Origin of the sequence: Neobacillus rhizophilus (genome assembly GCF_018343535.1) — a bacterium.
Taxonomy (GTDB): domain Bacteria; phylum Bacillota; class Bacilli; order Bacillales; family Cytobacillaceae; genus Neobacillus; species Neobacillus rhizophilus.
Genome location: NZ_JAGYPF010000002.1, coordinates 563,071 through 576,243, shown reverse-complemented (window position 1 = coordinate 576,243; position 13,173 = coordinate 563,071). Strand labels below are relative to the sequence as shown.

General features: G+C 44.7%; 13 protein-coding genes. 2 read left to right on the top strand and 11 right to left on the bottom strand.

Going from position 1 to position 13,173, the window contains the following annotated elements; all coding sequences use genetic code 11:
* Positions 1-253 precede the first annotated feature (253 nt).
* Complete coding sequence (locus KHA99_RS10655; RefSeq protein ID WP_213117425.1) at positions 254-703, top strand: MarR family winged helix-turn-helix transcriptional regulator; 450 nt, start codon at positions 254-256, stop codon at positions 701-703.
* A gap of 212 nt (positions 704-915) precedes the next feature.
* Positions 916-1,488, top strand: coding sequence for a hypothetical protein (locus KHA99_RS10650; protein WP_213117424.1), 573 nt, complete (start codon positions 916-918; stop codon positions 1,486-1,488).
* A 117-nt stretch (positions 1,489-1,605) separates the two neighbouring features.
* Here the strand turns inward: KHA99_RS10650 and KHA99_RS10645 are convergent, their stop codons facing one another.
* The 11 genes from KHA99_RS10645 to KHA99_RS10595 all read right to left on the bottom strand — a co-directional run bounded on the left by KHA99_RS10645 (position 1,606) and on the right by KHA99_RS10595 (position 12,885).
* Positions 1,606-2,472, bottom strand: a complete 867-nt coding sequence (locus KHA99_RS10645; protein ID WP_213117423.1) for an MBL fold metallo-hydrolase — start codon at positions 2,470-2,472, stop codon at positions 1,606-1,608.
* On the bottom strand, positions 2,469-3,881 hold the full coding sequence (gene nhaC, locus KHA99_RS10640; protein WP_213117422.1) for a Na+/H+ antiporter NhaC: 1,413 nt from the start codon (positions 3,879-3,881) through the stop codon (positions 2,469-2,471). Before nhaC ends, KHA99_RS10645 begins: the two co-directional genes overlap by 4 nt.
* A 455-nt stretch (positions 3,882-4,336) precedes the next feature.
* Complete coding sequence (pcaD, locus tag KHA99_RS10635) at positions 4,337-5,122, bottom strand: 3-oxoadipate enol-lactonase (protein ID WP_213117421.1); 786 nt, start codon at positions 5,120-5,122, stop codon at positions 4,337-4,339.
* 80 nt (positions 5,123-5,202) lie between these two features.
* Positions 5,203-5,943 carry a carboxymuconolactone decarboxylase family protein gene (locus KHA99_RS10630; RefSeq protein ID WP_213117420.1) on the bottom strand — a complete coding sequence of 247 codons (741 nt, stop codon included), beginning with the start codon at positions 5,941-5,943 and terminating at the stop codon, positions 5,203-5,205.
* Between the two features lie 170 nt (positions 5,944-6,113).
* The gene (locus tag KHA99_RS10625) at positions 6,114-7,307 is read right to left on the bottom strand and encodes a thiolase family protein (RefSeq protein WP_213117419.1); all 1,194 of its coding nucleotides are present in this window, start codon (positions 7,305-7,307) and stop codon (positions 6,114-6,116) included.
* A 13-nt stretch (positions 7,308-7,320) separates the two neighbouring features.
* The gene (locus tag KHA99_RS10620) at positions 7,321-7,977 is read right to left on the bottom strand and encodes a 3-oxoacid CoA-transferase subunit B (RefSeq protein ID WP_213117418.1); all 657 of its coding nucleotides are present in this window, start codon (positions 7,975-7,977) and stop codon (positions 7,321-7,323) included.
* Positions 7,974-8,657 carry a CoA transferase subunit A gene (locus KHA99_RS10615; RefSeq protein ID WP_213117417.1) on the bottom strand — a complete coding sequence of 228 codons (684 nt, stop codon included), beginning with the start codon at positions 8,655-8,657 and terminating at the stop codon, positions 7,974-7,976. Before KHA99_RS10615 ends, KHA99_RS10620 begins: the two co-directional genes overlap by 4 nt.
* Before the next feature lie 246 nt (positions 8,658-8,903).
* A complete protein-coding gene (locus KHA99_RS10610; protein WP_213117416.1) occupies positions 8,904-10,241 on the bottom strand; it encodes a short-chain fatty acid transporter in 1,338 nt (445 codons plus the stop codon).
* A gap of 360 nt (positions 10,242-10,601) precedes the next feature.
* Positions 10,602-10,946: a DUF3870 domain-containing protein gene (locus KHA99_RS10605; protein ID WP_249366589.1), complete on the bottom strand. Its 345-nt coding sequence runs from the start codon at positions 10,944-10,946 to the stop codon at positions 10,602-10,604.
* A 158-nt stretch (positions 10,947-11,104) separates the two neighbouring features.
* A complete protein-coding gene (locus KHA99_RS10600; RefSeq protein WP_213117415.1) occupies positions 11,105-12,166 on the bottom strand; it encodes a zinc-dependent alcohol dehydrogenase in 1,062 nt (353 codons plus the stop codon).
* A gap of 41 nt (positions 12,167-12,207) precedes the next feature.
* Positions 12,208-12,885: a cyclase family protein gene (locus KHA99_RS10595; protein ID WP_213117414.1), complete on the bottom strand. Its 678-nt coding sequence runs from the start codon at positions 12,883-12,885 to the stop codon at positions 12,208-12,210.
* Between the last annotated feature and the right edge of the window lie 288 nt (positions 12,886-13,173).

The window sequence follows — 13,173 nt, the reverse complement described above, 5'->3', positions numbered from 1 at the left end:
CTTACAAATATTTTTTGAAAAAGTCCTTTTAACGATAGTTTAGTACCTAAACCATCTAAATATAGTTTAGCAACTATACTATATTTAGTCAATAAAAATTCTGAAAATTAAAATAATTATATCGAAATATAATTGTTAAGTCTTTCTTCTCATTAATATTGAAGGCTATTCCATCTGATAAAAGTGACTGGAAAAATAAGTATTATGCTATAATAAAGATAAGAATCTATTAAATTTTTAAAAAGGAGCAGAAATGAAAAAGGAAGAGATTATTTATGAATTAATGGAATCTGTCTATGACCTTTCCAGACAAATTAGCTCCTACGAAAGTATACCTAGAAAGTACGGTACCGAAGATGAGCTTTATATGGTCGAAGCACATACAATCAATTTAATCGGAAACAAAACCCAAACGACTGCTTCAGAGCTTGCCAATCTCACAAAAAAAACAAAAGGCGCCATCTCACAAATGGTTAATAAACTAATCAAAAAAGGCCTAGTTTTAAAATCCAAAAACCCCATCGATAAACGAGAATACATCCTAGAACTAACAGAAAAAGGGAAGATGGTTTACGATTTCCATTACCAATTAGATAAACAGGAATATACCAAAATACTAAACAAACTACACCAATTTTCCGAAGAAGACCTATTAGTCTACATCAAAATATCATCCATTTTGTCTGAGAATACATCGAAGTGAGGCATGGGGACGGTTCTTGTGCCTCATTCTGTTTTCTCGCACAAAAAGGCCCAACTAGCGGACGATTGCTGGTTGGGCCTTTAGATTTTCTGCCGGCGGACTTTATTTATTTTTATTTTGGCTTATTCAAGTAGTTATTTAACCAATCATAAAAAGCCAAATGACATAGCTTAACCTTAACATGATGTTTTTAAGATAGGGGGGCTATGCATATGTACCATTATAAATATACGAAATTAGCGGAACAAAGGCAGTCATATAATAACCAAACTCAAATTTTTGCACCACCATTACACTTTCAGCAACAAATGCCTAAACCTAACCAAATAAATGGTCTTGGAAGTTCAGCAGGCTGGAGTGGTCCAGTCAATCCAGTAGGTTGGTGGAATCCGGTTGGTAATAACTCTGGACATCCAGTTAATTGGGCGGTGCATGTAAATCAGGCAGGTTTAAATGCTCATGGACAGCCAACCAGCTGGACGCCAGTGAATCAAACGGGTTTAAGCGCTCATGGACAGCCAGCCACTTGGGCGCCAGTGAATCAAACAGGTTTGAACACTCAAGGGCAAATGATGGGCTGGGGAGGTCCTGGACGTCTGCCAGACTGGGGTAATTATGGCTATCCAGCAGGCTGGGGTAATCCGAGAGTTCCGATGGGCTGGTGGAATAACGCGGGTCAAGGTCAACCGGGGATGTTCGGAGGTTTACTTAAGGTTGGAAAAGGAGCATTAGGCGGGCTGGGAATTCTCAGCAGTCTAATTAGTATCGGAAGGTTTTTATTTTAAAGTGAAAAATATGATTTAAAGTAACAGAAACATTAGTATTAAAGGCAAAAATGAAAGCCATTCGAATATGAATTGGCTTTCATTAATATTATGACCGAACCAAATTATTTAGCGGGATTATAACCTAAACTCCATCCCCTCTTCTGCAATATGAAAGCCATTCGCCTCAATTTGGCTCCGAATCTCCTGCTCCGAATCGATTGCAGGATTTGAATGATTTAAATGGGTGAAATAAATCTCAGTCGTTTTTGTTAAATCTTGCAGCAGGTCCATTGTTTCTGTCATGAGCGGATGGGGGATTTCGCGATAATCCCGCCCAATATTTTCAAGGTCTTTTTCAGAATGAAAGGTCCCATCGAGTAAACATATGTCTGCTTCCTCGCAAACGGAGTGAATATCATAGTCCCACTCGTGCCAGCGATCAATATCTGGAACGTAGAGGACTTTCTTATTTGGCCCCTTAATCCAAAAAGCAAATGTCTCCGAAAATTCATTTCGATGCGGTACTTCAACAGGTGTTACAGTAACACGAGGAGAAACCCGAATGTCCTGGCTATCCTGGATTTCTTGGACACTTATATTGCCAAGCTTGGTTAATTGGCTCCATGGAGCCTGTTCTTCTAATAAATACTTCATTTTTGACCCGGCCATTACCGGGATTCCCTTTGCGCCAATGGCTTCTCTTCCTAAAAATAATAGACCGGGGTAATGTCCCAAATGGGCATGAGTTAAAAAAATATGATCCATTAGCTTGGTTTGCAGGTTGTATTTCATTTGCAGCCTTGCCATTTGCTCCTTCAGATCAGGCGATGCATCAATCAAATGCCATGTTTGCTCATTGGGTTCTACAATCGCCAACGATGCGGCAAGGCGTCTAAACTGCGGGTTTCTGATTGCCTCTGAACAATTTTTACAAAAACAATTTGGATGGGGCAGCCCAGCATCTTGAGCAGTTCCTATTACGCTTAAGATGACCTCACTCATAGTGAAACACTCCTTTTGTGATTTGTTTCGCCTTCATAGTTTTTCTTTGTAATCGTCCAACCGGTAAATCCGAATAAAATATTCATGAGTGGGACAAGGAAGGCAAAGAACGCAAACGGAATAAATTCACCTGGACTAACACCGAGTATTCCCGCAGCAAATACAGCCGGTACCCCCCACGGAACAAGGTTGATTCCAACTGTTCCTGCGGCTTCTACACAGCGAGAAAGGTTCTTCGTATCAATCCCCATCTTTTTATAATTTTTGACAAATGTTCTTGCTGGTAAAATGATGGCTAAAAATTGTGCCCCGCTGGCAAATGCGACTATAAAGGTAGAAAGAATGGTGGTGCTGATTAAGGTGCCAGTAGAATGAACTTTTGACATCATCTTTTTAGTTAATACCTCGAACGAACCCGTCTCTTCTAAAATTCCCCCAAGTGCGGTTGCTAAAATTAACAAACCAATTGTCCCCAGCATCGACATAAGTCCTCCTCGATTTAACAAGGAATCTAATGCTTTTATTCCAGATTCTGCATGGAATCCGCTTGTCATGACTTGAATGACAGTAGTTACGGAAGACCCCTGAACGAAGATGGCGAGCACACCGCCTAAAATACCGACACCCATTAATGCCGGAATGGCAGGTATTTTTTTTACCATTAAAATAATGGTAAATACCGGCACCAATAATAGTAAGGGGTGTATGACAAAAACATCATCCAAACCTGTTTTCATTGCACCAATGACCTTTGTATCTGCCCCGCCATGGATCCCTGCTGACTGGCCCACTACCCAATACAATAGAATGGAAAGTAGAAAAGCTGGAATCGTATCCCAAAGCATGTGCTTGACATGACTAAACAAGTCGGTTTCAGCCATCGCTGGAGCAATGTTGGTGGTATCGGACAGGGGAGATAATTTATCTCCAAAATAGGCTCCTGAAATCACCGCTCCTGCTACAAGTCCTGGAGAGAAACCAAGGCCTTCTCCGATCGCCATGAAAGCAAGGCCAATTGTTGCAATAGAAGTAAACGAGCTTCCTAGTGTAATAGAGATAATTCCGGTAACCAGTGCCACAATCGGTACAAACATGGCAGGTTTAATAATGGACAATCCATAGTAAATCATCGTCGGAATGACGCCGCTCGCAATCCATGTGCCGACAATAATCCCGATAATAAGCAAAATAAATACGGCAGGCAACGCTCTTGAAACACCATTTACCATCATCTTTTGGACATCATCCCAACTCCACCCGGCCATAATGGAAACAATGGCTGCTGCGATCACTCCAATCATTAACGGAATATGCATCCCCGCTTTCCAAATGAAAATAGAAAGCGCAGCAGCGCCAATCAAGGCAATAATAGGAATGAGCGACTTCCCTGTAGACAGTTCTTTTTTCATGTACACCTTCTCCTTAGATAATTTAATAGAATTAAAAAAGCCCCATCCCTCAAAGGGAAGGAAGCTCCACGGTACCACCCTAGTTAGCAGATTAACCTTCTGCTCGCTTGTTTAGATAACGGCCGAAGCTGGCCCCTAGTTCCCTACCAAGCTCTGATTTCAAAGATGATATCAGTCGCTTTAACAATTAAACGCTTTTATGCTTTTATGCTTTTACGCAGTTAAGTATATGGATATATTAATAGAATGAATCATCATAGTCAATCTTTTTTAAATTGTGTAAGTGATGCATGGGGACGGTTCTCGTGCATCATTATAGGTATTTGCATGAAACAGAGGGACGGTTCTCATGCCTCATCTCAGGTTTTCGCACAAAAAAGCCCAACTAGCGGACGATTGCTAGTTGGGCTTTAGGCTGTGATATGACGGTTAAAGGTATTTTTTTCTATAAGAATTTAAGCAATCCCTCGCAGAAAATCTACCAATGCCTTTGTAAACTCTTTTGAGGTTTCGATATTGGAAAGGTGTGACCCTTCAAGTTCAACATAACGTGCACCCTCAATTTGGCCGGTTAAGTACTGACCGTCGCGTGGAGGAGTAGCCAAGTCATCTTTGCTCGAGATGACCAATGTCGGCACGGTAATATTTTCCACCGTGTCACGCTCGTCCATGTCCCTGACCGCGGCACAGGCCGCAGCATAGCCATCTGCAGCCGTTTCTAAAAACACCTTTTTGACTTGCTCCACTTCCTCCGGCCCTTGCTGCACGTAGGATTCTGTAAACCAACGCGCTATGACACCCTCAGAGATTGGCCCCATCCCGCTGTTTTGCACAGCAGAAATTCTGGTATCCCAAATTTCACGCGGCCCGATAAAGGCAGCCGTATTGCATAGTGCCAGTTTTCCAAGGCGCTCGGGAGCATTCAGCGCCAGCCACATGCCAGTCATGCCGCCCATCGAAACGCCGGCAAAGTGGGCAAGCTCAATCCCCAAACCGTCTAATAGGCCCACAACATCCTGGCCAAGCTGATCAATGGAATAGGGACCAGCAGGGACATCTGAAGCCCCATGACCCCGTGTGTCATAACGCAGCACACGGAAATATTTCGTTAACTCTTCTATTTGGGGATCCCACATGGTAAGGTCCGTTCCTAGCGAGTTGGATAGGACTACAACCGGAAGCTCCTCCGCCCCGTCAAAACGGTAATGCAGACGAACCCCGTTAACATCGATAAAATTCATGAAAAAACACCCCTGTAACTTATAATAGCCTTTTAAAAAGGGATGAAGCAGGAGAACCGTCCCCTTGCATCACCTACACATCACTCAACTTCTAAAAAATCGCTGCCTTCAAACCAGGCTGGGATGCCTGCAGTCAGTAGGGCGACTAGGGAGACATCGGCGATTTCGGCGTCGGTTGCTCCGAATTTTTTGGCTCCGTTGATATGGAGCTCGATCCCTTTTGGATACATTTCCGCGACGTTGATTCCGACTAAAACTAGTTCTTTCAATTTACGAGAGACGACATGGTCTCTTAGGACTGTTTTTCTTAAGTCAGCGTATCCTTCTAGACATGCCGGGTTATATTGATGTAAAACCTTCACCCAGCCAGGAAGCTCTCCGCCTGCTTCTTTTTCATAATATGCCAGGGCACTTACCTCTTCATCTTCCAAAAATGAGGAAGGAGAACCGTCCCCTTGCTTCACTCCTAATTCAGAAACTGCGTATTCTAGGGCTTTTACGCCGGTGAACCAGGCTGGGATGCCCCTGGAGATGATGCAGACGGATAGGATGTCTGCAAGTTCTTCGAGAGTCGCGCCTGAGTCGATGGCGCCCTTGGTGTGGTAGATCATGCTGCGTTCATAGCGCCGGGCCGCATTGATGCCGACTAAGATTAATTCTTTTTCTTTTTTGGAAAGGGCTCCGTCTACTAAAATTTCGCCCCGTAATTTTGTGTAATATTCAAGCGCCTTAGGAGCAAAATGATGCATTTTGGCTACCCATTCTGGAACCTGACCGTATACCTGTTCGAAAAATTCCAACCCATTAAATTCTGTTGACATGTCACCATCTCCAAACATTTATTTTTCTAAGGACCGTCCCCCATGCCTCAAAAAATGATGCATAAGAACCGTCCCCATGCCTCACCCTGAACCAAAAAGTGATGCACGAGAACCGTCCCTCTGCCTCAAAAAATGATGCATGAGAACCGTCCCCTTGCCTCACCTATGCCTCATACTGAACGAAAAACTGTGGCGATTCCTTGGCCGCCGGCGATGCATAGGGTGCCGAGGCCCCATTTTGCTTGTCTTTTGTTCATAGCGTGGATGAGCGATACGCAGATTCTGGCGCCGCTGTTGCCGATTGGGTGTCCAAGGGCGATGGCTCCGCCGTTGACGTTTACCTTTTCCATTGGCAGCTTCAATTCTTTCAAGCACGCTAGTGCCTGGGCTGCAAACGCTTCATTTAATTCTACCAAATCCAACTCGTCTTTGCTGATTCCAGCCATTTTTAACGCTCTTTCACTTGCTTCCACCGGGCCGATTCCCATCCGGTCAGGTTGTACGCCGGAAAGCCCGAGCGCCGTAATTTCCGCTAACGGCTCAAGATTATATTTTTCGACCATATCCCCGGATACCACTAGCAGCATTGAAGCTCCGTCATTCAATCCGGAGGCATTCCCGGCTGTCACCGTTCCGTCCTTTTTAAAGGCAGGCTTCAGTGCAGCCAATTTTTCCAAATTGGTTTTCCGAGGGTGCTCATCTACCGAAAAGACAATTGGCTCGCCCTTTTTTTGAAAAATCTTCACAGGAACAATTTCATCCTCAAAGGCGCCGCTTTCGATCGCTTCATGCGCCTTTACCTGGCTTTCATAGGCAAAAACATCCTGTTCCTCGCGGGAAATGGCGTAATCCTCAGCAAGATTCTCAGCCGTCATTCCCATCACGAGCCGGCCATATTTATCTTCTGGTTGTGAACCAGGCTGACTTTCTTTATTCGGGTCCAAAATTTCCGCGTTGCCGGACAAGAAGCCATAGCGGCCATTTCGGATGTAATAAGGGGCGGCACTCATGCTTTCGACACCGCCGACAATGTAGGCATGGCCGATGCCGGACCGGATTGCCATAAACGCATTATGGATGGCCTGCATGCCGGAACCGCAGGCGCGATGAACGGTGTAGCCTGGCAGTGATTCAGGCAGATCCGCCATCAGAAGCGCCTTCCTCGCAATATTGGATTGGTCCTGGCTTTGCTTTGCCTGGCCAATGATGACTTCATCAATTTCTTCAACTGGAATCAATTTTTTTGCCAGTAAATCCTCAAATAACGGTACCAGCAGCTCGTCAGGTTCTAGTCCCTTTAATGTGCCGCCGATTTTTCCAACCGCGGTCCGCTGAGCGCTGACCACAAATACTCGATTATCCATTCTTCCCATCTCCCTACCTTAAGACAATAATCTCTTCACTTATTTCAAAAGACGCCTCAGTCTTTTCCTTCACTTCATCCAAGCTCACACCCGGCATTAATTCCTTCAGCACGAGCTTTCCATCTTCAATCTTAAATACCGCTAATTCAGTAATGATGACATCAACTTTCCGAAGCGACGTGATCGGATAGGAACACTTCGCCACGATTTTGGACTCGCTGTTTTTTGAAGTATGATTGGTCGTAACAATCACCTTGCCGGCCCCGCTCAACAGATCCATCGCGCCGCCGACACCCATGATATTTTTTCCAGGAATCGCCCAGTTGGCAATGTAGCCTTCCTGATCGACCTGAAGCGCACCAAGGATGGCGACATTCACATGCCCGCCGCGTATCATGGCGAATGATTCGGCGCTATTAAAGTAAGACGCCCCAATACCTTCTGAAATAGGTAGCTTTCCGGCATTGACCAAGCTTGGATCAAGATCCTCTTCGCTCGTCAGCTCTTCCACCCCAAGCATTCCATTTTCAGTGTGGAAAAAGACCGAACCCGGCTCGACATATTTCGCGATAAGCGTTGGAATCCCGATTCCAAGGTTCACAACCGAGTTTGGCTTCAGTTCTGCTGCCGCGCGCTTAGCTATCAACTCTTGAATATCTTTGTTGGTCATTTGGAAACAACTCCTTCTTTGCTTAAAATCAATTGGCTTTGGACAATCGCATCTACGAATAAATGCGGGGTGACGATTTCTTCAGGTGAAAGCTCGCCCGCTTCGACAATCTCATCGACCTCGGCAATCACAAAATCCGCTGCCGTTGCCATTAACGGATTAAAATTCCGCGCTGTTTTGTAGTAAACCAAGTTTCCTAGAGTGTCAGCTTTTGCCGCCTTGACAAGAGCAACATTGGCTTTCAAAGGATTCTCAAGCACATAAAGCTCGCCGTTGATTTCCCGCGTTTCTTTCCCTTTTGCCAGCTCCGTTCCGGCGCTTGTTTTTGTAAAATAACCGCCAATCCCGGCACCGCCTGCACGAATCGATTCCGACATCGTTCCCTGCGGCATCAATTGAATCTCAAGCTTGCCTTGATTATAAAAATCACCGACCTCGCGATTGCTGGTAAAATAAGAGCCAATCGCTTTTTTGATTTTTCCCTGGCGCAATAATATCCCCAGGCCTTTGCCAGCCTCTCCAAGATTATTGCTGATGACAGTCAGCTGGTTGACATCGTGGCGTGTCAGTTCGTCAATCAATGTTAACGGCGCCCCGACAAGGCCGAACCCGCCTACCATTAGGGTGTGTCCCGATTGAATTTTTTGAATTGCCTCTTCTGGCTTCATTTGTTTTTGCATTTCGATCACCTCTTAAAATTGATCCGCCTAAACTATTCTGGCGTTCATTTCCGACATTTTTTTTCAAACAAAAAGCCCAGCCATCCCAAAAGAAGGCGCAACTCTAGTGCACTTCTTTTAGAAAGGCTGGGCTACCCTCATTATTGTGAAAACGGGGATGCCGTTCTCACCGTGAAGATCTCAACTTTCTATCATCGCAGTCAACTTGTGACCCGATTTCTTCTATTATATTATACTATTTTATTTTTACCCAAAGAATCCCCAAAGTAGAACAGCACCACAATAGATAATCCCAACCCAGAACATCATGACAACGGTGTAACCCATAACGTCTTTTAACTTAAGATTTGATAGAGCCAGCGCCGGCAAGATCCAAAACGGCTGGACTAAATCGTTCCAGGCATTTCCGAGCATAACGGACATGGACGTATGGGCGATGGATGCGTGCAATTCCTTCGCCGCATCGATCATGAATGGCCCTTGAACGACCCAGTGTCCGCCGGCAGATGGAGCAAAGAAGTTGATCACGAACGAGCTGACCAGTCCCCAGAATGGCAGTGTATGGGCTGAAGAGAATTGCACAAACCAGTGGGCAATGGTATCCACCAAACCAGACCCTGCCATAATCGCCATGATCCCGGCATAGAACGGATATTGCAGGATGATGCCGGAAATCGTCTTAATTCCGTCATTTAAACTAGAAACATAGTTTGCTGGAGTTCCTAAAAGGATAATGCCAAGGAAAAGAATAATAAAGTTGATCATGTTTAAATCTAATTTGCCACCCTTTGAAAAGAAGGACACGACATAAATGATACCGATAATTCCAATTGCCAGTGAAAGCAAACGGCTGTTGTTTAACTTGGTTGCAAACGTCACTTCTTCATTACCCAGGGCAGTTGCTGCTGCCACCTGTTCACGCGCTTCAATCTCAGGATTGATTTCAATGACATTTTCTTTCTTCTTCGGATGCAGCCAAGCGTTTAATAAAGGAAGAGTGATGATCACGATCAAGCTGGTAACTAGCATTGGTATTGAAAAAATGGTCTCCGATAGCGGCACGACGCCCATTGCTTTTTCCATCGGGTGGCCAGGTGTTGAAATCAACACTGGAATACTAGCAGAAAGACCTAATCCGTATAACGTAAATCCGCTGTACGCTGCTGCGATAATCAGCGGGTAGTGAACCCCTTTAACCTTTAAAGCGAGTTTCTTGGCGATGATTCCCCCAATTACCAAACCAAAGCCCCAGTTCAAGTAACTGCCGATTCCCCCAACCAATGTTGCAACGATAATGGCCATTCGAGGAGTATGAACGAGTGAAACAATTTTGTTTAAGAACCGGTCAATAATCGGCGCCTTTGCCAGCACATAGCCCATCGCCAGGATGACAGCCATCTGGGTCGTAAAAGATAACAGATTCCAGAAACCTGCTCCCCAGCTGGTTGTAGCAGCCACGAATCCCTGTCCTTCGACAAGAACGGCCAAGATCAGCGTCAAAATGGTCAATCCAATCGCAAACACGAATGGATCGGGAAGATACTTCCTCATCAGATTCGTGAAAAAACCAGTAATTTTCTCCATGCTTTCGCCCCCTTGTTGTTTTAGAAAAATAGTTTAAGGTTAACGCTTTCATTTCATTTGAAAAAAAATCCCCTTCGGTAAAGCTTCTATCATTATTGTAAAGGAACCGAAAAGGTTTCCTCATTAACAAATAATGGGTAACGTGTGTTCAGTGCTGCCGGGTCACCTCCATAAAGCCAATAAAAATACCCAGCTGTGCCAAAAGGAATAAGAAAACACAAGGGTTCCCTATTGTCTTTTGGAAAAGCTGGGTATTCTTAATTTAAGGTGGAATGGGTAATTCCAGCGTTAAGAAGACGCTTTTCGAAAGGTATTTATTTTATAAAAAAACTATAATATATCCTTCGTTTAGTTGTCAAATTATTTTTTATTTTCCAATTGATTTATTTTTTCAAAATACCTTTTATGAGCAGCTTTTAACGCGACAATCACGGAATTAACCGAAGGTGCAAAGTAATGCTCTTCAATCCGTTTGACAAGCTCGTCTACACCATTCGACAAATTGTAGCCGATCACAAGCCGCTTGATAAAGTCCTTGGCCAAATCGGTAATAAACGTAAACTCAACGTCCACAATGGAATGGTTGGTCGGATCAATTTCCAGAACAATTCCTGCATGCTTATAAATCTCGTACATCGCACTTCCTGTCGGCGCCTTCGCATAGGCAGTCACTAACACCGTATTCATCTCATGTTGTGAATTCAAGTTGGACCCTCCCTTAATTTTACTCTTATTATACCAAATGTGAGGCATGGGTGAGGCATAGGGACGGTTCTTATGCATCATTTTGAGCAAGGGAACGGTTCCTGTTCTTGCAAACGGAAGGAAATGAACTGAGGCACGAGAACCGTCCCCACGCCTCATTATGGTTTTAAGATCACTTTGACCCCTTGTTTTTGGATGCCGACTTCGAAGCCTTCAACGGCTTTTTCTAGCGGAAGGACATGGGAAACCAGCTTCAGATACGGGAATTTTCCGGATGCCGCCATGGCGATGGTTCGCTTCAAGGTTTGCTCGGTTACGCCGTATACCCCTTTGACCGTTACTTCGCCACGGACAATTTCATTTGATGGCAGCACAGTTTCCTTAGCGGAAATGCCAACCAACAACAGTTCGCCGCCTTTTGTGCACATTCTGACCCCAGACACCATTGATTGATGGAAGCCGCTTGTTTCAAACACATGGTCGACGCCCTGGCCATTTGTCAGCTCGGAGATGGCCTCAACATCGTTAACCTGGTCGGCATACACAATATCCGTTGCACCTAATTCGTTGGCCAGCTGCAGTCTTTCTTCATCGATAGACAAGCCTGTTACAATCAGCTTTTTCAAGCCGAGGCTGGATAAGGATGCGATTAGGGACAGACCGATAGGACCCGGTCCGATAACAACAGCCGTGTCACCCGGCAGAATGTCAGCGCGTTCAAGCGCACGAACGCCAATGCCAAGCGCCTCGAGCATGCCGGCCACCTCAATCGGCATTGTTTCCGGAATCGGCAGGACGTTTTTATAATGAATCGCTGCGTATTCGGCCATTCCGCCATTTTGCCGGAAACCATATTGCAGGGATTTCGCCGGCACCTTATCCATCGCGCCTTTGCCGTGATCACAAAGATTCGTTCTGCCCCGCTGGCAATTCGCACATTCGCCGCAGGCCACATATGGATTGATGATGACCCGGCTGTCCAACAGGTGCTCATGTTCGGGATTGTTCACGCCAACGACTCTTCCAGCAAATTCATGGCCGAGAATGACGGGCGTCGCCACCCACTCATAGGCGCGCATCCCCTCGTACATGTGCAGGTCACTCCCGCAAATGCTAACGGCCTCGACCTTTACTAGCACTTCGTTATCTTTCAGATTAGGAGTTTCAACGTCTTTTACTTCTACGCCGTGGTCTCTTGTGGCTTTGACAACTGCTTTCAATTTTTCTCACCCTTCCTGGATTTATTTTTCTAAAAAAATATTTACCACTCTTCCACCGCAATCGCCCTGATCGGAGAACCTGTTAACCCCTTTAAATTCAAAGGAGTTCCAATAAAATAGAAATGTTTTTTGGAAAGTTTTTCGAGATTGACGATATTTTCCATAATTAATATATTTCTGCTCAGCAGGGCCAGGTGGACATCCCTTTGCATATTTTCATTGATATCAGCATTTGGCAGGTCCAGGCCGATTGCTTTAATTTTATTTTCGACAACCCAATCCCCGACTGAAGGAGCAAGGGATTTGCACTCATGGAAGCCTTCGGCATTCCACTCCCCGTCCCAGCAGCGGAACAGAACAATGCTATTCTCTTTAATTTCAAGCTGGTCCCTCTCAACCACCGCTTCTACCATTTCCCGCGTTACCGGTTCTGCAGGATTTTTATCCGAACAATCAATTAAAACAGCGTCCCCCATCGTCGCATCAATCGGAATCTGCTCGATCGTTAAACCATCTTTGAAAAAATGATAGGGAGCATCCATGTGCGTCCCGCTATGGTCGGACATCATGAAAATCTTGCTAGCATAGCCTTCACAAGGCGCCGTATATCTTGGTTTGGAAAAATCGTGCGTGATATGGTCCATAAACACGACTTTAGGATGGGATGGAAAAGAAACTAAACCGTCATATAACAATACTGATAAATCTACTGTTTTCATCTTTATGCACCTCTGGTAGTTTTTTTAAAAAAAGGCTCTTTTCTAAAATATTGTTGCTATTAAGGGATCGCAAATAAAAGGGTTGAGTTCGCAAATAAAACTCGTAAAATCGCAAATAAAAAGTGATGGATTCGCAAATAAAACCTGTAAAGTCGCAAATAAATGTTGCTGAGTTCGCAAATAAAACTCGTATAATCGCAAATAAAGGTGCTGGATTCGCAAATAAAATCTGAAATCACCACGAAATAGGTGTAATTTTGCTCTTTTCTACGTCAATTCTATAGAAAG

Excerpts from the sequence above, each read along its gene's own strand:
- KHA99_RS10630 (WP_213117420.1), bottom strand. The coding sequence starts at position 5,943 with ATGTCAACAGAATTTAATGGGTTGGAATTTTTCGAACAGGTATACGGT.
- pcaD (WP_213117421.1), bottom strand. The coding sequence starts at position 5,122 with ATGAATTTTATCGATGTTAACGGGGTTCGTCTGCATTACCGTTTTGAC.
- KHA99_RS10625 (WP_213117419.1), bottom strand. The coding sequence starts at position 7,307 with ATGGATAATCGAGTATTTGTGGTCAGCGCTCAGCGGACCGCGGTTGGA.
- nhaC (WP_213117422.1), bottom strand. The coding sequence starts at position 3,881 with ATGAAAAAAGAACTGTCTACAGGGAAGTCGCTCATTCCTATTATTGCC.
- KHA99_RS10645 (WP_213117423.1), bottom strand. The coding sequence starts at position 2,472 with ATGAGTGAGGTCATCTTAAGCGTAATAGGAACTGCTCAAGATGCTGGG.
- KHA99_RS10650 (WP_213117424.1), top strand. The coding sequence starts at position 916 with ATGTACCATTATAAATATACGAAATTAGCGGAACAAAGGCAGTCATAT.
- KHA99_RS10615 (WP_213117417.1), bottom strand. The coding sequence starts at position 8,657 with ATGCAAAAACAAATGAAGCCAGAAGAGGCAATTCAAAAAATTCAATCG.
- KHA99_RS10655 (WP_213117425.1), top strand. The coding sequence starts at position 254 with ATGAAAAAGGAAGAGATTATTTATGAATTAATGGAATCTGTCTATGAC.
- KHA99_RS10595 (WP_213117414.1), bottom strand. The coding sequence starts at position 12,885 with ATGAAAACAGTAGATTTATCAGTATTGTTATATGACGGTTTAGTTTCT.
- KHA99_RS10620 (WP_213117418.1), bottom strand. The coding sequence starts at position 7,977 with ATGACCAACAAAGATATTCAAGAGTTGATAGCTAAGCGCGCGGCAGCA.
- KHA99_RS10610 (WP_213117416.1), bottom strand. The coding sequence starts at position 10,241 with ATGGAGAAAATTACTGGTTTTTTCACGAATCTGATGAGGAAGTATCTT.